General features: G+C 66.5%; 16 protein-coding genes. 10 read left to right on the top strand and 6 right to left on the bottom strand.

Translation table 11 applies throughout. From position 1 onward, the window contains the following. Window positions 1-13: 13 nt before the first annotated feature. Window positions 14-2,416, top strand: a complete 2,403-nt coding sequence (locus CKJ82_RS01860; protein ID WP_095536790.1) for an excinuclease ABC subunit UvrA — start codon at window positions 14-16, stop codon at window positions 2,414-2,416. On the opposite strand, the gene CKJ82_RS01855 is transcribed toward CKJ82_RS01860, so the two are convergent. The 5 genes from CKJ82_RS01855 to CKJ82_RS01835 form a co-directional block, all read right to left on the bottom strand. After that, complete coding sequence (locus CKJ82_RS01855) at window positions 2,385-3,170, bottom strand: aminotransferase class IV (protein ID WP_095536789.1); 786 nt, start codon at window positions 3,168-3,170, stop codon at window positions 2,385-2,387. The two genes, CKJ82_RS01860 and CKJ82_RS01855, sit on opposite strands and share 32 nt — an antisense overlap. Next, window positions 3,140-5,023 (bottom strand): aminodeoxychorismate synthase component I, encoded by a 1,884-nt coding sequence (gene pabB / locus CKJ82_RS01850; protein WP_095536788.1) that lies wholly within the window; start codon window positions 5,021-5,023, stop codon window positions 3,140-3,142. Before pabB ends, CKJ82_RS01855 begins: the two co-directional genes overlap by 31 nt. A 35-nt stretch (window positions 5,024-5,058) precedes the next feature. Then, on the bottom strand, window positions 5,059-7,476 hold the full coding sequence (locus CKJ82_RS01845; protein ID WP_095536787.1) for a glycogen/starch/alpha-glucan phosphorylase: 2,418 nt from the start codon (window positions 7,474-7,476) through the stop codon (window positions 5,059-5,061). A 47-nt stretch (window positions 7,477-7,523) separates the two neighbouring features. After that, a complete protein-coding gene (locus tag CKJ82_RS01840; RefSeq protein ID WP_095536786.1) occupies window positions 7,524-8,807 on the bottom strand; it encodes an amidohydrolase in 1,284 nt (427 codons plus the stop codon). 101 nt (window positions 8,808-8,908) lie between these two features. Further along, window positions 8,909-10,234 (bottom strand): DUF4921 family protein, encoded by a 1,326-nt coding sequence (locus tag CKJ82_RS01835; RefSeq protein WP_205691342.1) that lies wholly within the window; start codon window positions 10,232-10,234, stop codon window positions 8,909-8,911. A 35-nt stretch (window positions 10,235-10,269) separates the two neighbouring features. Here CKJ82_RS01835 and CKJ82_RS01830 point away from each other — a divergent pair, with 35 nt between their 5' ends. Then, complete coding sequence (locus CKJ82_RS01830) at window positions 10,270-10,668, top strand: hypothetical protein (RefSeq protein WP_095536785.1); 399 nt, start codon at window positions 10,270-10,272, stop codon at window positions 10,666-10,668. A 30-nt stretch (window positions 10,669-10,698) separates the two neighbouring features. Here CKJ82_RS01830 and CKJ82_RS01825 read toward each other — a convergent pair whose 3' ends face one another. Further along, window positions 10,699-11,856 carry a glycerate kinase family protein gene (locus CKJ82_RS01825; protein WP_095536784.1) on the bottom strand — a complete coding sequence of 386 codons (1,158 nt, stop codon included), beginning with the start codon at window positions 11,854-11,856 and terminating at the stop codon, window positions 10,699-10,701. A 158-nt stretch (window positions 11,857-12,014) separates the two neighbouring features. On the opposite strand from CKJ82_RS01825, the gene gdhA reads away from it, so the two are divergent. From gdhA to smc, 8 genes are all read left to right on the top strand, one after another. Beyond that, window positions 12,015-13,361 carry an NADP-specific glutamate dehydrogenase gene (gdhA, locus tag CKJ82_RS01820; RefSeq protein WP_095277512.1) on the top strand — a complete coding sequence of 449 codons (1,347 nt, stop codon included), beginning with the start codon at window positions 12,015-12,017 and terminating at the stop codon, window positions 13,359-13,361. Between the two features lie 82 nt (window positions 13,362-13,443). Next, window positions 13,444-14,247, top strand: a complete 804-nt coding sequence (locus CKJ82_RS01815) for a DivIVA domain-containing protein (RefSeq protein ID WP_095534830.1) — start codon at window positions 13,444-13,446, stop codon at window positions 14,245-14,247. Between the two features lie 25 nt (window positions 14,248-14,272). Beyond that, window positions 14,273-14,809, top strand: a complete 537-nt coding sequence (locus tag CKJ82_RS01810; protein WP_095536783.1) for a YceD family protein — start codon at window positions 14,273-14,275, stop codon at window positions 14,807-14,809. Next, window positions 14,806-15,579, top strand: a complete 774-nt coding sequence (gene rnc, locus CKJ82_RS01805; protein WP_095277509.1) for a ribonuclease III — start codon at window positions 14,806-14,808, stop codon at window positions 15,577-15,579. The genes CKJ82_RS01810 and rnc overlap by 4 nt, the downstream gene beginning before the upstream one ends. After that, window positions 15,580-16,434 (top strand): bifunctional DNA-formamidopyrimidine glycosylase/DNA-(apurinic or apyrimidinic site) lyase, encoded by an 855-nt coding sequence (mutM, locus tag CKJ82_RS01800; protein ID WP_095536782.1) that lies wholly within the window; start codon window positions 15,580-15,582, stop codon window positions 16,432-16,434. Window positions 16,435-16,509: 75 nt separating this feature from the next. Further along, on the top strand, window positions 16,510-18,012 hold the full coding sequence (locus tag CKJ82_RS01795; RefSeq protein ID WP_095277505.1) for an alanine/glycine:cation symporter family protein: 1,503 nt from the start codon (window positions 16,510-16,512) through the stop codon (window positions 18,010-18,012). 19 nt (window positions 18,013-18,031) lie between these two features. After that, a complete protein-coding gene (locus CKJ82_RS01790) occupies window positions 18,032-18,322 on the top strand; it encodes an acylphosphatase (RefSeq protein ID WP_095534828.1) in 291 nt (96 codons plus the stop codon). Between the two features lie 36 nt (window positions 18,323-18,358). Then, window positions 18,359-21,802 carry a chromosome segregation protein SMC gene (gene smc, locus CKJ82_RS01785; RefSeq protein ID WP_095536781.1) on the top strand — a complete coding sequence of 1,148 codons (3,444 nt, stop codon included), beginning with the start codon at window positions 18,359-18,361 and terminating at the stop codon, window positions 21,800-21,802. Window positions 21,803-21,819: the final 17 nt, after the last annotated feature.

Genomic DNA, 21,819 nt, shown 5'->3' with positions numbered 1-21,819 from the left:
GTATGGTGGCAGCATGTCTAGTATCTCTGTCCGCGACGCCCACCTGCACAACCTCAACAATGTCGACGTCGACATGCCTCGGGGAAAGCTCGTGGCGGTCACGGGCGTGTCCGGGTCGGGCAAGTCCTCGCTCGCATTCGGCACCATCCACGGCGAGGGCCAGCGCCGCTACCTCGAGTCAGTCGCACCCTTCGCGCGCCGCCTCATCGGCTCCGCCGTGGACCCCCAAGTGAGCCAGGTCGAGGGCCTGCCGCCCACCGTCGCACTGCAGCAGTCCACCACCTCCGGCGGCACGCGCTCGACCGTGGGCACGATCTCCGCGCTGTCCAACAGCATCCGCCTCCTATACTCCCGCGCGGGCGACAACCCGCACGGCCTGTACTCCGACTCTTTCTCCCCGAATACGCCGGAAGGCATGTGCCCCACCTGTCACGGCACGGGCGTGGTCCACGAGCCGACGGAGGCAACGATGGTCCCCGACCCGTCGCTGTCCATTGAGGACGGCGCGATCAAGGCGTGGCCCGGCGCGTGGGCAGGCAAGAACTTCCACGACATCCTCCAGGCACTCGGCTACGACCTGGACTCACCGTGGGAGGACCTGCCACAGGAGGACCGCGAGTGGATCCTGTTTACGGACGAGCGCCCGGTGGTCACCGTCAAACCCCTGCGCGGCAAGGACCAGATCCAGCGCAACTACGAGGGCACCTGGCGCTCGGTGGCGAGCTACCTGCGCAAGACGCTCGCGGAGACGCAGTCCGACTCGCTGCGCAAGCGCACCCTGTCCTTCATGGAGTCGCGGACTTGCGAAACCTGCGACGGCCGCCGACTGAACCAGCGCGCCCTCGAGGTCACCTACGCAGGGTTGCCTATCGACGAGCTCGGCGCCCTCCCGCTCGACCGCGCCCACGAGCTGTTGGCGCAGCAGCATCCGGAGGACCCCAGCTCCGCAGAGGCGCTCCTGCTCAAGCAGATTCTGCCCTCGCTGACCTCCGCCCTGGAGCTCGGGCTGGGGCACCTCAGCTTGGACCGACCGGCGCAGACGCTTTCCGGCGGCGAGCTGCAGCGTATCCGCCTGGCGGCGCAACTGCGCTCCGGCCTGTTCGGCGTGGCGTACGTGCTCGACGAGCCGTCCGCCGGCCTCCACCCGGCCGAGCGGGGAGCGGTGTTGGACATCTGCCGTCGCTTCATCGACGCTGGCAACTCCGTCCTCCTGGTCGAGCACGACATGGACCTGGTTGCGCAGGCCGATTGGCTTGTAGACGTCGGCCCGCTCGCCGGACAGCGCGGCGGCGACGTGGTCTACTCTGGCCCGGTTGCGGACTACGACGCTGACACCCCCACCGCGCGCGCCCTGCGCAATAGGACACTTGAGCTGAAGGTGGAGCCGACCGAGCCTGCCGGCGACCTCGTGCTCTCCGGTGTTCGCGCCCGCAGCATCGACGCGTTGGACTTCACCTTGCACCTTGGCCAGTTCACCGCGGTGGCTGGCGTCTCCGGATCCGGCAAATCCACGCTGATCAGCACCGTGCTCGCGGGGCTGCTGCGCCGCAACGCGACGATGGTGACCGACGAGGACAGCCCTGCCGAGGAGCGTGGTTGGTCCGTCGGCAATGCGGAAGGCCTCGAGCGCGTGAGCCGCGTCGTGCAGATTACGCAGAAGCCGATCGGACGCACGCCGCGCTCCACGCTGGCCACCTACACCGGCCTCTTTGACAACGTGCGCAAGCTCTACGCCTCCACCGACGAGGCGAAGCGCCGCAAGTGGACCGTCTCCCGCTTCTCCTACAACGTGAAGCAAGGCCAGTGCCCAACCTGCGGCGGCGCGGGCAAGATCGAGGTGGAGCTCGTGTTCCTGCCGGGTTCGTACACCACCTGCCCGGACTGCGGCGGTGCCCGCTACAACGACGAGACGCTCGAGGTCCAGTGGGAGGGCCGCACGATCGCAGAGGTGCTGGAGCTGACTGTCGACGACGCCGCCACGGTCTTCGCCGACGAGCCGAAGATCCTGCGCGCGGTGGAAACGCTCCAGGCCGTCGGCCTTGGCTACCTGCGGCTGGGGCAGGGCGCGCCGGAGCTCTCCGGCGGCGAGGCCCAGCGCATTAAGCTCGCCACCGAGCTGCAGCGCTCCCGCAATTCGCGCCGCGGCCACACGGTTTACATCCTGGACGAGCCGACTACCGGCCTGCACCCGGCCGACATCGCACTGCTCAACGCGGAGCTGCACAAGCTGGTTGACGCCGGGCAGACCGTCGTGGTGGTCGAGCACGATCTGGCGATGATGGCCCAGGCGGACCGCATCGTGGAGATGGGGCCGGGCGCAGGTGCCGAGGGCGGCCAAATCGTCGCGGATGCAACGCCCGCTCAGCTCGCAGGCCTGGATACGCCTACCGGTGAAGCACTGCGGTCGCGGGCGTAAAGCCGGACCACCACCACTCCCGCCATTGCTCAGTCGCCGCGTGCGCGGGCGGGATGATCGTGCCCTGCGCTGTCCGGATCTCGCTCACCGGGCTAATCCCGTGGAGTGAATTGAGGTACCACAGCGGGCGGTCGCGGCACGACTCCACGGTGAGCGCCTCCCTCCGCACGGGAACGCCCAACCAGCGGGCGCGCTCCGTCACCTGCCGCAGCGTGATGCTGGGGAGGTAGACACCCTCTGGGGTGACAAGCGTTTCACCGTCCCACGCGACGAGTGCGCCGTTTGACGCTTCAACCATCGCGCCGGAGCTGTCGGTGATAGCGATGTCATCGGTTTGTGTATCCATGTACTCGCGCCGGTGCAAGCGAAGCGGGATGAAGTCGGGGCCCTTCACTAGCGGGTGCTTCCGCGGGTCCGGCGCGGCTGCGTAGGTGAGACTCGTGGTGTCGCGGGGCAGCGGCGCGAACCGGAGCTGCAAAATGAGTTCACCCTTGTACAAGGCGATGCGGGGGAACAGCTCGCCCTCGGAGGCCATGGCGACCATCTCCTCCACGAACCCTTCCGGGAGCGGTCCCGCGGTCTCCTCGAATCGGTCGAGGTGGAGGTCAAGGCGGTTCGTACGGCCACGAGAATGGCGCCACGAATCAGCGACGGTGTACCTGTCCACGTAGGAGCCGGGTTGCCAGCGGCGAGGGCGGAAACCGTCCTCCCAGACGTATTCCGTTAACGGGAACTCCGCGAACTTTTCGGACACTGCAACGCCTCCACTACTGCATCGGCCTTCAACTGCTTTTCATCCCACTCTGCCACGGGATCAGAATCCCAGACGATTGCCCCTCCGGCGCCCACAGTGAGCTGCTCGCCACGTTTGACCGCGGTGCGGATCACAATGTTCAGGTCCGCCGTCCCGTCGAACGCAAAGTACCCGATCGTGCCGGAATAGATGCCGCGCTCGCCGGCCTCCAGGCTGTCGATGATCTCTAGGGTGCGCTCCTTCGGCGCGCCCGTCATCGAGCCCCCGGGGAACGTGGCCCGCAATAGCTCCGCCGCGGTGACGCCGGGGCGCAGCCACCCCGTCACCGTAGAGACCAACTGGTGGACCGTCGCGTACGTCTCCACGGCCATCAGGCTGGGTACCTCGACCGACCCGGGCTCGCACACCCGGGACAGGTCGTTGCGCAGCAGGTCCACGATCATGAGGTTTTCCGCCCGTGTCTTCGCGTCCTGCCGCAGGAACGCCGGGTCTTCCTCGCGTGCGATCGTGCCTTTGATCGGCTTGGAGGACACGATGCCCCCGCGGAGGCGGAGGAACCGCTCGGGCGAGGAACAGAGGATCTCCTCCGTGCCCGTGTCCAGATACGCAGCGTACGGCGCGGGGTTGGCGCGGCGCAGCCGGCAGTACGCGTCGAGACCGCTCCCGGTGATTGTGGTTTCCCACGTGTCGGTGAGGCAGACCTCGTAAGAGTCGCCGCGTGCGAGCGCCTCCTTGATGTCCCCGATGCGCCCGAGGTACGTGTCTTTGTCCATCCGCCACGCACCGGTCCCAAGATCGATTGGCCACGCCTCGTGCGGGCGCGGGGTAGCGGTCGCTTGGGCGGTGCGGACGGCGTGGATAAGCTGCTGCATCAAGCGTTCGGTCTCGGGTGTCTCGTGCTCGTCGACGAGCACGCAGCACTCCACCACGGCGCCATCGTGGTGGTAGACCACAAACGCGTGCGGGCGCAGCCACCAGCCCGCGCCGGGTGTGCGCGCGTAGGCGCAGTAGCCCACGAGCCCGCCAGGGATGGGCCCGACTGCCCCGCGTTGCAGCTGGGCAGAAAGCTTATCGACGCTCCCCGCACCGTCAAACACCGCAGCGAGACTCCCGGCCGAAGTGCCCATGATGGTGGTGCCGTCGCCGGTAGCGGAGTCGAGCCAAAACGCCTCCGTCGCGGGCAGGGTGGAGCGCAGCGCGCGGAAGAGCGCCTCGGTGTCGAGCGCGCCCTCGAGCCGTGTGCGCGCCACGCGCCACGGACCGGGCAGGCCGAGGAAGTTACGCATGAGCGCCTCGCCGTGCTCGGTGAGGATCGACTCGGGGTGGAATTGCACACCCCAGTGATTCAGGCCCGCGACCTTGAGCGCTTGGACCGTGCCGTCCTCAGCGCGGGCGTGGACTTCCAAACGCGGGTTGCTGGCTGCGGGATCAACGACGCACAGCGAGTGGTAGCGCACCACGTGCATGCCCTGCGGGAGGCCCGCGAAGATGCCCTTGCCGGAATGGGTGAGGGTGGACAGCATGCCGTGCTGAGGTGCGGCGCGGTGGATCGGCGCACCGGCGAGGAGCCCGAGTCCCTGGTGTCCGAGGCACACCCCGAGCAGCGGAAGTTTGGCCTCCGCTGCGGCCTCGATGGCGCGCCGGGAGGCCCCGAAATCCTCGTCGCTCTCCGGGGTGCCGGGGCCGGGGGAGATGATGATATGGGAGAACTCCCCGGCGCGGATGCGCGCGGGGAGTTCCGGTGCCTCTGGGGCGTCGCAGCGGACCACCAGGGGTTCGCTGCCGGTCACCTTCGCCACGAGGTGGGCGAGGTTATAGGTGTAGGAATCGCGGTTGTCCAGCAGCAAGATCATGGTGCGGATGATCTTACCGCTGGGGTGTGCGCCTCCTAGTTTGCGGTGGACGCGTTGTGCTCCGCGTTGACCGGGCGCGGCTCGATCTTCCAGACATCCTCCGCGTAGTCGCGGATGGTGCGGTCGGAGGAGAAGCGGCCGGACGCGCAGATGTTGATCCAGCACATCTTCGCCCAGTGATCCGGGTTTGCGTAGTACTCGGCGGCCATGCGGTCGCGGGTGTCGCGGTAGTCCGCGAAGTCGCCGAGCGTGTAGTAGACGTCCGGGTCGTCGAAGCCGAAGCCGTCGAGCAGGGAGGTGCGAATGTCGTGGAAGGCTCCGCTGCCGTTGTCGTCCAGGGTGCCGTCGACAAGCGCATCGAGCACGCGCATCAACTCCGGAGTGTCGGCAGCGACCTGCTTCGGGTCGTAGTTGCGCTTCAGCTCGGGAAGCTGCTCCTCGCGGGCGCCGAAGATGTAGGCGTTCTCCTCGCCCACTGCCTCGGCAATCTCCACGTTGGCGCCGTCCATGGTGCCCAGGGTCAGCGCGCCATTCATCATGAACTTCATGTTCGAGGTGCCCGAGGCCTCCTTGCCGGCCGTGGAAATCTGCTCGGACACGTCGGTCGCCGGGATGATGTGCTCGGCGGGGGAGACGTTGTAGTTCTCCACGAACACGACCGTGATGTACTTCGAGGCCTCCGGGTCATTGTTCACCAGCTCGGCAATGGTGTTGATGAGCTTGATGATGCCCTTGGCCATGGTGTAGCCCGGAGCTGCCTTGGCGCCGAAGATGAAGGTGCGCTTCGGGATGTCACGCTCGCCGTCCTGCGTGATGCGGAAGTACAGGTCCAGGATGTACAGCGCGTTCATCAGCTGGCGCTTGTACTCGTGGAGGCGCTTGATCTGGGTATCAAAGACGGAGTCCGGGTCGATCTCGGCGCCCTGGCGCTCCGCGATCCACTCGGCGAAGTCGCGCTTGTTGTCGGCCTTGATCTCGCGCAGCTCCTTGAGCACGGCCGGGTCGTCGGCGTAGCGGCGCAGTTCCTGCAGCTTGGACAGGTCGGTCACCCAGGCGTCGCTGCCCGCAAGGCGGTCCAGCAGCGCGGACAGGCGCGGGTTGCACATGCGCAGCCAGCGGCGCGGGGTCACACCGTTGGTCTTGTTGTTGAACTGTTCCGGGTTCATGCCGTACCAGTAGGCGAGCGTGTCACGCTTGAGAATTTCGGTGTGCAGCGCGGCCACGCCGTTGACGGAGTACGACGCGTAGCAGGCGATCCACGCCATGTGGATGGAGCCGTCGTGCACGGGGGAGTAGTGGTGCGCTTCCTCCGGGCCGATGCCGCGCTGTTCCATGTCGATGCGGTAACGACGGTCAATTTCCTGCACGATTTCCCAGATGCGCCAGAACAGCTGCTTGAAGATGGACTCTTCCCAGGTCTCCAGCGCTTCCTGCAGCACGGTGTGGTTGGTGTAGGCGAAGGTGTTGGAGGTGACCTCCCACGCGTCCTCCCAGCCCATGCCGTGCTCGTCCATAAGCAAGCGCATCAGCTCGGGGATGCCCAGGACCGGGTGGGTGTCATTGAGCTGGATGGAGTTGTACTTGTGGAAGTCGCTGAGGTCCTCGCCGTGGTGCTCGACGTAGTTGTCTACCAGCTCCTGCAGGGACGCGGAGACGAAGAAGTACTGCTGACGCACGCGCAGCACCTTGCCCGCGTAGCTGGAGTCGTTGGGGTAGAGCACGCGGGTGATGTCGTGGACCGCTTCGCGCTCCATGATCGCGTCGGTGAAGCGCTGGTGGTTGAAGGCGTCGTAGTCAAACTCATGCATCGGCGACGCGTCCCACAGACGCAGGGTGCCCACGTTGTCGGTGCCGTATCCGGTGATCGGCATGTCGAACGGGATGGCGCGCACGTGCATGTCATCGAACTTGATGATGCGCTGTTCCGAGCCGCGTCGAACGATGAACGGGTAGAAGGACTCCTTCCAGGCGTCCGGGTGCTCCTTCTGGAACCCGTCGACGAACTCCTGGCGGAACAGACCGTAACGGTAGAGCAGGCCGTAGCCGGTCAGCGGGTAGTCCTGGGTGACTGCAGAGTCGAGGAAGCAGGCGGCGAGGCGGCCAAGGCCGCCGTTGCCCAGCGCCGCGTCGTGCTCGGCCTCGAGCACGTCCGACAGCTCGTGGCCGTTCTCACGCGCAACGCGCTGTGCCTCGTCGACCAGACCCAGGTTGGTCAGGTTGTTGAGCAGTGCGCGGCCCTGCAGGAACTCGGCGGAAAAGTACGCGGCCTGGCGGCCCGCGGCGTACTTGGAGCGGGTGGCATCCCAGTTGTCCGCCAGCTGCTCCATCACGGCGGAGGACAAGCCGGTCCAGAATTTCTTATTCGTGGCGTTTTCCGGCGTGCTACCGGAAAACGCGCGGACATGGCCGCCGAGCGCGGCTTCGAGCGACGGGGCGTGTGCGGGGTTGTTCATGCTCTGCCTTCCAGGAATTTTGCAAAATGAGTTTCCGTTGCCCGAGCCTACCGGCTCTTCGCGGGCGCGTCAGTGGCCAAATAGGTCAGCACCGCGGCCAAACCGGCGTTGGTTGCCGCCTTGATCGTGGGCTCGTATTCGGGGAGGAACGTGGCCATGTGGTTGACAGGTACGTCCTGCTCCACGCGGTCCGCCGCGACGGCCTTGTCCCACTGCTCGCGCGGGGTGCAGCCGATGAGCCAGAAGAAGTACGGCACGCCGAAGGCCTGCGGCAGCACCGGGAAATCCTCGGACACCGTCTTGCGCGCGGCGTTGACGGAGTCAGTGCCAAAGACATCATTAAACGTGGCGCGGACCTTGTTGTACACCACCGCGTCGTTGCTCATCAGCTCGCCGTGCGCGAAGTACTCGATCGTCGGCGCCTCGGTGGAGCCGGAGGCGAGCACCTCGGCGTGGACGACGCGCTCGATCGAGGCGTAGACGCGGGCCTTGGTGCGCTCGCTGTAGAAGCGGCAGTTCAACACCAGTTCCGCGTGGCCCGGGATAATGTTGTTGGTCGTGCCCGCGTGCATGCTGGCCACGGTGACCACGGCGAAGTCGTTCGGATCTACCTCGCGGCCCACCAGCGCCTGCATGCGGGAGATGATCATCGCGGCAGTGTAGGTGGGGTCGATGGAGTTGTGCGGCATCGAGCCGTGCGCGCTGCGGCCGGGGATGCGGATGCGGATGGAGTCGCAGGCAGCAAACTGCGGGCCGGACTTGGACATGACCTGCCCCGCGCGCCCGGGCATGACGTGCTGGCCGAAGCAGACTTCGGGGAAGGGGATACGGTCCACCAATCCATCGTCCACCATCGCTTCCGCGCCTGCGCCGATCTCCTCACCAGGCTGGAACAGGGCGATAAACGTGCCCGACCACTTGTCGCGCGTGTTGTCCAGGAAGTGGCACATGCCCATCAGTGCGGCGGTATGAATGTCGTGGCCGCAGGCGTGCATGGTCCCCACTACTTCGCCGTCCTTTGTGGTGACGCGCTTGTGCGATGCGTAGGGGACGCCGGTCTGCTCGGTCACGGGCAGGCCGTCGAAGTCCGCACGGTGCAAGACCGTGCTGCCTTCGCCGTTACGGAAGATAGCGCAGATGCCGTACTTGCCAATCGGCGCGATGACCTCGCAGTCAAGGAAGCTCAGTTCCAACAGGAGGCGTTGGTGCGTTTCCTCCTCCTGCAGCGAGAGTTCCGGGTTGGCGTGCAGCAGCTCGTAGAGCCTGCGCTGCCAGGCCGGATCGATCTCGTAGGATTCAATTATGGACGCGATATTGCTCGTGTCGCTCAAGGTTGCTCCTCCGTGTGGTCAACCCACACGCTCGATGGTTTGGGTGTATTTACCTGTTTACCACCTTGCGCGGCGCTCGAGCGATCGCGTGCGCCCCGCGTTCACCCAACCGCGGGGTTGTAGCGCAGCGCGTTGCGCGCCGGTGCGCACTCCGTCGCAATCCGGATACCCGGGTCGATCGCGCCTTCCTCGCGCAGCCGGTACATGTTGGTCACCACACGGTCGCGAATATCAAACGGGGAGAGCGTGTTGACGTAGATCTTCGTACCGCCCTCGAACCCCGCGAGCGTGGAGATACGCCACTTGATGTTGATCCGCCACGGCATAGGCAGGTCCAGGTCCACCGGCTTGTAGTGCCACTCCTCGTTCGTCGACACCTCCGGTCCCGTCGCTGCGTGGACCGCGTGCAGCAGGTTGGACATGCCGCGGACCTCGTCCGGGGTCTGCTTCCACGGCTCGCAAGTCGGGGACTTGGAGTAGACGCTCACGGTGGGGTAGCGGTGCCCGATGCCGACGAGCACAATGGCGTGCTCGTTCTCCGCGATGACGAGGTTGTGGTAGCTGGCGTAGTTCGCGCCCCACTCGTTGTACATGTTCACGTTCTGGCGCAACTTGCTGATCTCCAGCTCGGCTTGGACCCCGCGCTCGTCGATAGCCACCAGCTGCTTGTGCAGGTGATTGAACGACGCGCCCGCGGGGGCAAGCCAGTTTTGAAACACCACCACGTAGGGCGCGTAGCGGTTCTGGTCGAGCAGGTCCGCGAGCGCGTCGATGGTGAAGGTGATGAAGCCGAAGTGTTCCTCCGGCGTGAGCGTGCCCGAGCCAGCGAGCTGTGAGTCATTCTCCGCGCCGTCAACGTAGTGCCTGCGCCCGATGATCACGTCATGCCCGCCCGCAAAATACGCGGGCACGTATGACATGAGGGTCGCCTCGTCCGGCTCGCCCTGGTGCCCGGAGGCCTTCAGCCGCGTGCGGACAATGTTGTAGATGTGCTCGCGGCCCTCGTGGTCGGCCAAGTAGCCATCCATACGCGAGCGCTGGGCCTCCGTGATCTCGTAGCCGTAGTTCTCCTTCCAGTACTGGTAGGAGACGATTTCGAAGAGGTTGGGTACGCGCCTGAATTCGGCACGTGTTTGCTCCAGCTCGTGCGGCATTTGGTTACGCAGGATGCGCCACTCCTCGCCGTTGCGCACCATCCGGGACTTCTCCGGTGGCGTGGCCAGTTGCTTCGCCTCGCAGAAGTTGCAAGCTTGGGTGAAGTCGTCCCCGGAGAGCGGCTTCGGGTCGGCCGCGGGTGTGGATAGCGGCCGGTTCCCGCGCCCCGGCACGGTCCACACTTGAGTACCGGAAAACGGGTTGACCTGCTTGATCGTCCCGTCGGCCATGGTGGACAGTGCGTCGCGGTGCAAGGGCAGCGGAAAGCTCATGCGACCCAGCGTAACCCCTTGGTTAGGCTTGTCGCATGCCTCACATCCAGTTCGATGTCCTTGTCCCGTCCGCCCACGCTGGCGAAATCGGCGATGCGTTCCAGCGCGCGCTGGACATTCTCGTTCGTCGCGGCAAGCTCAGCGCCGCCTCGCTCGAGGCCCAGGGCCCAGTGCTTCTCGACGCCCCCGTGCTCGCCGTTTTCACGCGCGCCTACGAAGAAGAGCGCGGCACCGACCCCGCCGCCGACGGGGCCGAGGTGCACCGGTACCTCATCAGCGCCGAGGGCGTGGACAGCTACAACCGCCTGGCCATGGGCCTCTCGCGCATCCTTACCCCGAAGGCGGACCTGCCGCGCGACCCGGTCGCGCTTGAGCAGCAGGACCGCTTCGAGGTGCCCGCGCTCTTCCCGTGGATGGTCACGATCCTGCGCTGACCCTTCGCCGCCCCCTCGCTGATGCCTCGGCTACTCGGCGCCAGTAGCGCCGTCGTTGAGGTACGCGACCGCGATCTGCGCGCCCGCGCGGACGAGCTGCTCGCGGGTATCGGCAATATCCTCCAGCTGCACAGCCAGCACACCCTCGTCGGGCTCGCCCTCAAAGCTTCCCGCCGCCACTGCGACGGTGGGGGAGCCTGCTCCTGCCTCGCGAGCCATCTCACAGATCGCGCCGACGACCTTGCCGCTCGCGGTCTGCGAGTCGAAGCGGCCCTCTCCCGTGATCACAAGGGAGGCAGCTCCGATCAGGTCCGCTACGCCGTTCGCGTCGGCGACGGCTCGCGCGCCGGGCGTGATGTGGACGTGGCTGGCGTCGCCGTGCAGCAGCGTGGAGAGCCACGTGATGCCGATGCCCAGGCCGCCCGCGGCGCCCATCCCCGGCGTGGCGGGGTCGATCCCGGCCACCTCGCACAGGCGGGTCAGGCCCGCGTCGAGGAGCTCGACGTCCTCGGCAGACGCGCCCTTCTGCGGGCCGAACACTGCGGCTGCACCGGAGGGGCCGGTGGCCGGCGAGGTGACGTCGGTAAGCAACAGCCACTCGAGCGCGCCGGCGGGGACATTGACTTTGGCGGTGTCCAGGTCGGCGAGCTGCGTGAGGGCGCCACCGCCCGGCTTGAGCTGGTAGCCGGCCTGGTCGATGGGGTTCGCACCGAGCGCGACGAGGATACCGGTGCCGCCGTCGATCGTGGCGGTGCCGCCGAGGCCCAGGACGATACGCTTCGCGCCGCGCGTTTCCGCATCCGCGATGAGCACGCCGGTGCCATAGGTGTCGCCGGTGAGCGGTACTGGGTGGTCGGCGACGGCGGGGAGGCCGGAGGCTGCAGCGACGTCGATGTAGGCGGTCTCGGTGGCCGCGTCGTATGTGTAGGTCGCCTCGGTGAGACACCCGGCGGCGTCCGTGGTGGGGAGAGTGATGCGCTCACCAGCAAAAAGGGAGGAGGTGCCCTCGCCGCCATCGGCCATGGGTGCGAGGGTGATGTCGGCGTCGCGGATGACGCTGCGGACGCCCTCGCCGAGCCACTGTGCGGCTTGTTCCGCAGTGGCGGTGCCCTTGAACGAGTCTGGTGCAATAACGATGCGCGCGGAGGGCGCTTCAACACCGTCGACGTCATTTGTGATCAAGCTCATATTTTCCCCTTTTTCCGTGCGTGCTGGGATGTTGAGGGCATTGTAGCTGGCTGCCAAGAATGAAAATTCGGCAGTTTTCTATCGCGAGACCGAAACCTACTGTAGGCTGAACCGCGATCCTGAAACCTACTGCCTAACAGGTATTGAAAGGAAAGCTCATGAGCTCGATCGAACAAGAGGTCGCTGGCTACTACGACAAGCTGCTCCAGCGCAACGCCGGTGAGCCGGAATTCCACCAGGCCGTCGCCGAAGTGCTCGACTCCCTGAAGATCGTCCTGGGCAAGGACCCGCACTACGCGGACTACGGGCTCATTGAGCGTCTGTGCGAGCCGGAGCGCCAGATCATCTTCCGCGTCCCCTGGATGGATGACAATAACGAGATCCGCGTCAACCGCGGCTTCCGCGTCCAGTTCAACTCGGCGCTTGGCCCCTACAAGGGCGGCCTGCGCTTCCACCCGTCCGTGAACCTGGGCATCATCAAGTTCCTTGGCTTCGAGCAGATCTTCAAGAACTCTCTGACCGGCCTTCCCATCGGCGGCGGCAAGGGCGGCTCCGACTTCGACCCGAAGGGCAAGTCCGAGGGCGAGGTCATGCGCTTCTGCCAGTCCTTTATGACTGAGCTGTGGCGCCACATCGGCGAGTACCGCGACGTCCCCGCCGGCGACATTGGCGTGGGCGGCCGCGAGATCGGATTCCTCTTCGGCCAATACCGCCGCCTGGCAAACCAGCACGAGTCTGGTGTCCTGACAGGGAAGGGTCTGACCTGGGGCGGCTCCCTCGTCCGCACCGAGGCAACCGGTTACGGCTGCGTGTACTTCACGCAGGAGATGATGAAGGCAAAGGGCGAGTCCCTCGACGGCGCGAAGGTCATCGTCTCCGGTTCCGGCAACGTGGCCATCTATGCAGCGCAGAAGGCGCAGGAGCTCGGCGCCACGGTCGTCGGCATGTCCGACTCCTCCGGCTGGGTCGAGACCCCGAACGGCGTCGACGTTGAGCTGCTGCGTGACGTCAAGGAGGTTCGCCGCGCACGCATCAGTGACTACGCAAAGGAGACGGAGGGCGCGACCTACCACGAGGACGGCTCCATCTGGGACCTCAAGGCGGATGTCGCCCTGCCGTGCGCCACCCAGAACGAGCTGGACGGTGAGCACGCGAAGAAGCTCATCTCCAACGGCGTGAAGTACGTGGCGGAGGGCGCAAACATGCCGTCCACCGCAGAGGCAGTGGAGGTCTTCCGCGCAAAGAAGCTCTCTTTCGGCCCGGGCAAGGCCGCCAACGCCGGTGGCGTGGCGACCTCGGCACTGGAGATGCAGCAGAACGCGTCGCGTGACTCCTGGACCTTCGACTACACCGACGGCCGCCTGCACCAGATCATGTCCGGCATCTTCAACGTCACGGCGAACACCGCGGAGGAGTACGACCACGCTGGCGACTACGTCATCGGCGCGAACATCGCGGGCTTTAAGAAGGTCGCAGACGCGATGCTGGCGCAGGGCGTCATCTAACCGCCGCAGTCGTTGTAGTTGTTGTTGGACACTGGTTCCGCCTTCGCTTCGCGCGGGGCGGATTCCAGTAGGCTATTGAGCTATGTATCGCGTATTTGAAGCACTGGACGAGCTTGTCAAGACTGTTGAGGGTGCATACGGCGTGCCAATGACCGCCAACTGCATGGTTCCGCGCAACGAGATGCTCACGCTTCTCGACGACATCCGGGAGTCCCTCCCCAAGGAGATCGATGATGCGCAGGACGTCCTGGATAAGCAGGACGAGATCCTTATTGGTGCCGAAAACCGCGCGGACCAGCTCGTGGGCGACGCGAAGGCGGAGGCAGACCACATCCTCGGGGACGCACAGTCCCAGTCCGAATCCATGTTGAGCGACGCGCAGGCGCAGGCCACCTCGCTGGTCGCCCGTGCCGAGCAGGACGCGGAGAGCATCACCTCGCGCGCTCAGGAGGAAGCGGACTACGCGCTCGACAGCGCCCACACCGAGGCCGAGCGCCTCGTTGAGGACGGGAAGCAGCAGTACCAGCGCTCCATCGACGAGGGTCTTGCGCAGCAGGAGCACCTCATCTCCGAGTCCGAGGTCATGCGCCGCGCCGACGAGGAGGCGCACCGCTTGGTCGAGCAGGCGCACTCCGAGTCGTCCCGACTGCGCGGCGAGTGCGACGACTACGTGGATTCCAAGCTGGCGGAGTTCGAGGAGTCGTTGTCCTCCGTCCTGCGCACTGTGTCCTCGGACCGTTCCGCGCTGCGCCGTGGCGCCGGTGCAGCCGGTACGTCGCGCGACCGCGGTGACAGCAGGGGAGACGTAAGGACGGACCATTACGAGCCTCGCGGCTACCCGCGCAGCGGCCGGAGCCAGCGAGCTGACCGCGGAAACCGTGAGTAGGATACTGGCTGTTATGGCTACGAATATGGCAAAGAATCCTTTCATTGTTGATGTCGCCGACGCACTCCACGGCGACGGAATGCCAGTCACCGTCCACCTGTCCGGCCCGAGCCCGTCGAGGGTGGGGCCGGAGATGATTGCCCTCCCGGAGGGCCAGGAAGTGGACGTGGATGCGACCATCACCCCGCTCGGCTCGGGCGTGCTTGTGGACGCCAGCCTGACCGCTCAGTTCAAGGGCGAGTGCGTCCGCTGCTTGAAGACGCTGACGCCCACGAAGACACTGCAGATCTCGCAGGTGTTTGAAGGCGAAGACGGCTTCATCGTCGGCGATGCTGAGGCCGAGGAGGACCAGGGCTCGGGCGATGAGATCCGCCGGATTGAGGACGAAACGGTTGACCTTGAGCAGGCGTTTGTGGACGAGGCGGGCCTGACCCTGCCGTTCAACCCGGTTTGCGAGCCAGAGTGCGACGGCGACACCGAGGTCCCCGACCCGGACGGCGTGTCAGGGGAGGAAAACAACCTGGTCGACCCGCGTTGGGCCGGTTTGGAGAAGTTCCTGTGAGCCGTTCCCGCAAACACAAACTCTCCGGCGAGGAAGCCCTTGCGCAAGCCTTCGCCGCAGTGGACCACTCGCCGCTGCTCGAGCGCATCGGCGTGCAGCTTGACGACGATTACCTGCGCCTCGCCCTGACGCACCGCTCCTTTGCCAACGAGCACGGTCACCTCCCAAACAACGAGCGCCTTGAGTTCCTCGGCGACGCCGTGCTGGGGCTGTCGGTGGCCACGAAACTGTTCGAGCTCTATCCGTCACGGCCGGAGTCCGATCTGTCTCCGATGCGTGCGGCCATCGTGTCGCGCTACGGGCTGGCGGACATCGCCCGCGAGATTGACCTGGGCCCGCACATCCTGTTGGGCAAAGGCGAAGAGGCCACGGGCGGCCGGAAGAAGGACTCGATCTTGGCCGATACGACCGAGGCCCTGTTTGGCGCGATCTACCGGCAGCACGGCTTCACCGCGGCACGGGACGTCGTGCTCCGGTTGTTCGACGACAAGCTGCAGCACGCCACCGTCTCCGGCAAGCACAAGGACTGGAAGACCGAACTGCAGGAGCGCCTCGCAGAGCTGAAGGCCCCGTTGGCGGAGTACCGCGCCACCTCGGTGGGCCCCGACCACGACAAGACCTTTACTTCCGACGTCTTCGTCGGCGAGGAGTCCCGCGGCCGCGGTGTCGGCCCGAGCAAGAAGCTGGCGGAGCAAGAAGCGGCGCGCAACGCGGTCCGGTTCCTCCGCGACCACCCCGAGGCCGTGGCGGGCACCGCCAAGGAGCACTAAGTGCCCGAACTGCCAGAGGTGGAGGTGGTCCGCCGCGGGCTCGATCGCCACGTGGTCGGCCGCACGTTCACCGCGGTCGAGGTGCTGCACCCCCGCGCGGTCCGCGGGAACACCCACGACCTCGCAGCTGTCCTGCCCGGAACAACCATTACCGGCACCGGGCGGCGCGGCAAGTTCATGTGGCTCACGCTGGATTGCGCCGACGCCCTTGTCATCCACCTCCGCATGAGCGGGCAGATGCTCGTCGGCGCTCCGGGCAGCGTTGACAGCCCGCACTTGCGCATTCGGGCCCTGCTTGGCGGTTCCGGCCGCGATAGCGCAGTGGCAGGGGAGCCGCTCGAGCTGGACTTCGTGGACCAGCGCACCTTCGGGCTGTGGCAGTACGCCCCGTTTTCCGGCGATGTGCCCGAACCAGTCGCGCACATTGCCCCGGACCCGTTCGAGGACGACTTTGACGCGGTCGCAACGGCGCGCCTGATTCGCACGAAACGCTCGGCGATTAAGACGGTGTTGCTCAACCAAGAGGTGGTGAGCGGGATCGGGTCGATTTATGCCGATGAGGCGATGTGGGCGGCGGGCGTGAGGCCGTCGAAAAGCGCCCGCTCGCTGCGCCAACGCGACACCATCGCGCTGTTGGACCACGCGCGGGACGTGATGGCACGCGCCCTCGAGCAGGGCGGCACCAGTTTCGATTCCCTCTACGTCAACGTCAACGGCGCCTCGGGGTACTTCTCGCGCTCGTTAAACGCATACGGGCAAGCGGGCGCACCGTGCGCCCGTTGCGGGACCCCCATCGAACGGATGGTGGTGGGCGGGCGCTCCAGCTTCTACTGCCCCCAGTGCCAACGCGGCTAACTGCCCGCCCACGAATGTGGGGAAGCGTACATCGTCGTTGCGAGTTTCCTCATATCACCCATTAAGATTCCCGCCATGGAATCCGCAACGTCGTTTGTGAACGACTCGCTCAATGGCATCATCTGGAACGTCGTTCCTTGGCTGCTCCTGGCAGCCGGTATCTACTTCGGCCTCCGCACCATCTTTGTGCAGATCCGACTCCTGCCTGAAATGCTCAAGGCGGTCACCGAGACACCAAAGGGCAAGGACCGCGAGGGCCGCGACCTTGATGAGGAATACGGTGGCATCTCCGCGTTCAAGGCCTTCACTATCTCCGCAGCGTCCCGCGTGGGCACCGGCAACATCGCCGGCGTTGCGCTGGCCATCTCCGTCGGCGGCCCGGGCGCCGTGTTCTGGATGTGGATCATCGCCCTGGTCGGCGGCGCTACCGCGTTCGTCGAGTCCACGCTCGCGCAGCTGTGGAAGACCAAGGACGAGGACGGGAACTACCACGGCGGCCCGGCCTACTACATGACGCGCGGGCTGAACTGGAAGCCGCTGGCCGTCATCTTCGCCGTCGCGCTGTCGCTGACCTACGGTTTTGTGTACAACGCCATTCAGACCAACTCCATCGTGGAGGCAGTCGGCGGCTCGTTCAACACCGACTCCGTCGCCATGAAGTGCATCGTCGCCGCGGCGGTTGCGGCGCTGACGGCGATGATCATCTTCGGCGGCGTGACCCGCATCGCGAGCGTGACGCAGATCATCGTGCCGTTCATGGCCATCGCGTACATCCTGATCGGCCTGCTCGTGATCATCATGAACATCACCGAGGTGCCCGGGATGTTCGCCCTCATCGTCGGACACGCCCTCGGCCTCAAGCAGGTCGCCGGCGCCGGGCTGGGCGTCGCGTTCGCCCAGGGCATGCGCCGCGGTTTGTTCTCCAACGAGGCCGGCCAGGGCTCCGCGCCGAACGCGGCGGCGACCGCGACGGTGTCGCACCCGGTCAAGCAGGGCCTGGTGCAAACCCTCGGCGTGTACTTTGACACCCTCGTGGTCTGCACCATCACCGCCTTTATCGTGCTGCTCGGCCCAGCTGTTTCCTACGGCAACGATGACATCCAGGGCGCGTCGCTGACCCAGTCCGCGCTGGCGGACAGCGTCGGCGCGTGGGGCACCCACGCCGTCACCTTCATCCTGTTCTTCCTCGCCTTCTCCTCCGTGATTGGCAATTACTACTTGGCGCAGGCCAACGTGGAGTACCTCACCGACTCGAAGCTCGTCATGCTGCTCTTCCGCCTCGGCGTGATCGGCTTTGTCATCTTCGGCGCCTTCGGCTCGCTGCCGCTCGTGTGGGCGCTGGGCGACACCATGGCGGGCACCATGGCAATCATCAACATCATCGCCATCGTCCCGCTCGGCGGGGTGGCCTTCAAGCTGCTGAAGAACTACAACGAGCAGCGCGCCAAGGGCGTCGACCCGGTCTTCCACCGGGACATGGTCCCGGGGCTGAAAAACGTGGAGTACTGGGACGGCTCCGACCCGGTCACCCGCCGCAGCGCGGAGGACCTGAAGGTGGCGGATCATCCGGATCAGTAGCCGCGGCTAGTGTGGTGGCATGACTGAACAGCTTGTGAGAATGACAGCCCACGTCCATGGACACGTCCAGGGCGTGGGTTTTCGTTGGTGGACCCGGTCCCGCGCCCTGGAGCTGGGGCTGCGCGGGTACGCGAAGAACCTCGCCGACGGGCGTGTCGAGGTTGTTGCGGAGGGGGAGCGAGGGAGCGTCGAGAAGCTTTTTGCGCTGCTGAACGAGGAATCGTCGACGGCGAAGCGCCCGGGGCGCGTGGAGTTTGTCGGCGTGCAGTACGGCGAGCCGAAGGGGCTTTCCGGCTTTGAGGAACGCTAAGGACGGGCTGCGGCCCGGGCAGGTACACTGACGCCAATGCACCTGAAATCGCTGACGCTCAAAGGATTCAAGTCCTTCGCTTCAGCGACCACGATGAAATTCGAGCCCGGAATTTGCGCCGTGGTGGGGCCGAACGGCTCCGGCAAGTCGAACGTCGTGGACGCGCTCGCGTGGGTGATGGGGGAGCAGGGCGCGAAGAACCTGCGCGGCGGGAAGATGCAGGACGTGATCTTCGCCGGCGCCGGTGACCGCAAGCCGCTCGGCCGCGCGGAAGTCACCCTCACCTTTGATAACTCGGACAAGCACCTGCCCATCGAGTACACCGATGTAGCGATTACGCGCCGCATGTTCCGCGACGGCGCGTCCGAGTACGAGATCAACGGGTCCAAGGCCCGGCTGATGGACATCCAGGAGCTGCTGTCGGATTCCGGCATCGGCCGCGAGATGCACATCATCGTCGGCCAGGGCAAGCTCTCCGAAATCCTGGAGTCGCGCCCCGAGGAGCGCCGCGCCTATATCGAGGAAGCGGCGGGGGTGCTCAAGCACCGGCGCCGCAAGGAGAAGGCGCAGCGCAAGCTCACCGGCATGCAGGCGAACCTCGACCGCCTTACCGACCTGACCGAGGAGCTGGGCAAACAGCTCAAGCCGCTGGCCCGCCAGGCTGAGGCCGCGAAGCGTGCCGCCACCGTGCAGTCCACGTTGCGCGAGGCCCGCATGTCGCTCGCTGGCCACCAGGTGGTGACGCTGCGCAGCACGCTTCTCGACGCCACCCGCGCCGCCGAACTCCTCGCCGAGCAGGTCGAGACCGCGACTGCCGCACTGGAAGAAGCGGAGCAGACGCAGGCGGAGATCGAGTTCGAGCAGGAGGAGGCGCAGCCGCAGGCGGAGCAGGCCCAGCAGGTGTGGTTCACGCTGTCCACCCTGGCGGAGCGTGCCAATGCGACAGTCCGCATCGCCACCGAGCGCGCACAGAACGCGGGCGCGCAGGTGCCCTACGCGGGCCAAGACCCGGAGGAGCTGCTGCGCCGCGCAGCATTCGCCGACGAGGACTACGCCGAGGCGCTTGAAGCTGCAGAAGAGGCCGCCGAGAGGCTCGAGACGCTGCGCGAGGAGGTCGCGGAGAAACAGGAAGCGTTCGACGCCGCCGAGCGCGAGCACATGGCGCAGGTGCGCGCGCTCGCGGACCGGCGCGAAGGTGTGGTGCGGCTGCTCGCGCAGGAGGAATCGCAGCAGAGCGCGATCACCGCGGCCGAGGAGGACGTGGCGCGCCTGACCGAGCTGCTCGAAGAGACGCGCACCCGCGCCCGCGCGGCGGAGAAGGAGGCACGCGAGGCCGCCGAGCAGGTGGCCAACGTGGATACGCAGCGCGCGCCCCTGGACGAGGCCCATGTGCGCGCCTACACGGAGTCGGACGCCGCCGACAAGCGCCTCGAGCAACTGCGCGCCCAGCAGCGCGAGCGCGAGCGGGCCGTGTTCACTCTGGAATCGCGCATCTCCACGCTGCAGGAGCAGGCGCCGAAGCAGCCGGCAGCGGAGATCGTCAGCGAGGCGGCGCCGCTCGCGGGGCTGGTCACCGCGGAACCGGGCGTGGACCTGGCGCTGTCCGCCGCGCTCGGCCAGTACGCGGAGGCATTGGTCGGCGACGTCACCGCAGAAACGGTCGAGCGCCTCGCGGATGCGGCCCGCACCGTGGTGATCGCCCGTAGCGGCGGCAGCGCGTGGCGCCTCGACGCGGAATCCCCGGTGGACTGGCTCCTCGACCACCTGCGCATCGACGCCTCGGTGCTGGGGCCGGTGACGCGTTTGCTTGTCGACGTCGCACTGACCGATGACCTCCCCACCGCCCGCCAGCTGGTGGACGACGACCCCCGGCTTCGCGCCGTTACGCGCGACGGCGTCGTCGTCGGCGAAGGTTGGGTCGCCGCCGGCACCGGCGCCACCACCTCGGTGGAAGTGAGCGCCCAGATCGAACGCGCCCGCGAGGAACTCGACGTGGCCCAGGCCCAACTCGAGGAGCTCTCGGGCACGCTGGAGGGCGCGAAGCTGGCCGCGGAGGACGCGCGCGTGACCGCCGCGAGCGCGAAGGCGGCGTTGCGCGAATACGACGCGGAGTCCGAGCGCCAGCAGCGCGACCACGAACGGCTGGAAAAGCAGTGGCAGGCCAACAAACACGAACATGAGCGTGCTGCGCAGCGCGCCACGGAGGCAGAGGCCCGGCTCGCCGCCCGCCGCGAGGACTTGGCGCAGACCCGCGACCGGCTCGCCCGCGTCAACGATGAGGACGCGCCCAGTGAGGAACCGTCGTCCGCCCAGCGCGATGCGGCGCAGCAGGAACTGAACCAGGTCAAGGCGATGGAGATGGAGGCCACGCTCGCCTCCCGGTCCGCGCAGGCCGAGGCGGAGCAGCGCGCAGGGCGCGGCGACGCCCTGCGCCGGCAGGCGGAGCACGAGAAGCAGGCGAAGGCACGCCACGACGCGGCGATGCAGAAGCGTCGCGCGCAGGCGGAGCTCGCCCGCACCGTCTCCGAGCAGGGCCGCGACCTGATCGCCCGGATCCAGGACGCGTTGTCCCGTGCGGCGGAGGAGCGCGACCGGTGGCAGGGGAGCGTCGTCAAGCTGCAGGCGCGACTGCAACAGGCCCGCAGCCAGGTCTCGGCGGCCCGGCAGCAGCTCAAGCGGCTCACCGACAGCGCGCACAATTCGGAGATTGCGCAGTCGCAGGCGCAGGTGCGTATCGACGAAGCCGAGAAGAAGATCACCGAGTCCCTCGGCGTTGCCATCCCGGACCTCCTGCGCGAATACACCCCGGGAGAGGATTTCGATGAGGCCGCCGAACAGGCGCGGCTGAAGCAAGCCGAGAAGGATCTGCGCGCGCTGGGCAAGGTGAACCCGCTGGCGCTCGAGGAGTTCAAGGCGCTCGAGGAGCGCTACTCGTTCCTGTCCACGCAGCTGGATGACGTGATTCAGGCGCGCGAAGATCTCACCGGCGTGATCAATGACGTCGACGCGCAGATCCTGCAACTGTTCACCGATGCGTGGAAAGACGTCGAGGACGAGTTCCCGCGGGTCTTCCACACCCTGTTCCCGGGCGGCGAGGCGCGGCTCGTGCTCACCGAGCCTGACGACATGCTCGCCACCGGAATTGAGATCGAGGCGCGCCCGCCGGGCAAGAAGGTTAAGCGCCTGTCCTTGCTCTCCGGCGGCGAGAAGTCGCTCACCGCGCTCGCGTTCTTGGTGGCCATCTTCCGCGCCCGCCCCAGCCCGTTCTACGTTCTGGATGAGGTCGAGGCAGCGCTTGATGACGTCAACCTTCGCCGCCTCATCGCCCTGCTCAAGGAGCTGCGGGAGGACTCGCAGCTGATCGTGATCACGCACCAGAAGCCGACCATGGATGTGGCGAACGTGCTCTACGGCGTGACCATGCGGGGCGACGGCGTGACGCGCGTCCTGTCGCAGCGAATGCAGCCTGCGGCTGACTAGCTCCGCCGCGCCTGGCA

The organism is Corynebacterium gottingense (assembly GCF_002285125.1).
Taxonomy (GTDB): Bacteria; Actinomycetota; Actinomycetes; order Mycobacteriales; family Mycobacteriaceae; genus Corynebacterium; species Corynebacterium gottingense.
The sequence above is the reverse complement of the archived record's forward strand: the minus strand, read 5'-3'. Positions and strand labels throughout refer to the sequence as shown.

Coding starts and splice junctions, on each gene's coding strand:
- gdhA (WP_095277512.1), top strand. CDS start 12,015: ATGAGCTCGATCGAACAAGAGGTCGCTGGCTACTACGACAAGCTGCTC.
- smc (WP_095536781.1), top strand. CDS start 18,359: ATGCACCTGAAATCGCTGACGCTCAAAGGATTCAAGTCCTTCGCTTCA.
- CKJ82_RS01825 (WP_095536784.1), bottom strand. CDS start 11,856: ATGAGCTTGATCACAAATGACGTCGACGGTGTTGAAGCGCCCTCCGCG.
- CKJ82_RS01845 (WP_095536787.1), bottom strand. CDS start 7,476: ATGAACAACCCCGCACACGCCCCGTCGCTCGAAGCCGCGCTCGGCGGC.
- CKJ82_RS01815 (WP_095534830.1), top strand. CDS start 13,444: ATGTATCGCGTATTTGAAGCACTGGACGAGCTTGTCAAGACTGTTGAG.
- CKJ82_RS01790 (WP_095534828.1), top strand. CDS start 18,032: ATGACTGAACAGCTTGTGAGAATGACAGCCCACGTCCATGGACACGTC.
- CKJ82_RS01835 (WP_205691342.1), bottom strand. CDS start 10,234: ATGAGCTTTCCGCTGCCCTTGCACCGCGACGCACTGTCCACCATGGCC.
- CKJ82_RS01795 (WP_095277505.1), top strand. CDS start 16,510: ATGGAATCCGCAACGTCGTTTGTGAACGACTCGCTCAATGGCATCATC.
- CKJ82_RS01860 (WP_095536790.1), top strand. CDS start 14: ATGTCTAGTATCTCTGTCCGCGACGCCCACCTGCACAACCTCAACAAT.
- pabB (WP_095536788.1), bottom strand. CDS start 5,023: ATGATCTTGCTGCTGGACAACCGCGATTCCTACACCTATAACCTCGCC.
- CKJ82_RS01810 (WP_095536783.1), top strand. CDS start 14,273: ATGGCAAAGAATCCTTTCATTGTTGATGTCGCCGACGCACTCCACGGC.
- CKJ82_RS01830 (WP_095536785.1), top strand. CDS start 10,270: ATGCCTCACATCCAGTTCGATGTCCTTGTCCCGTCCGCCCACGCTGGC.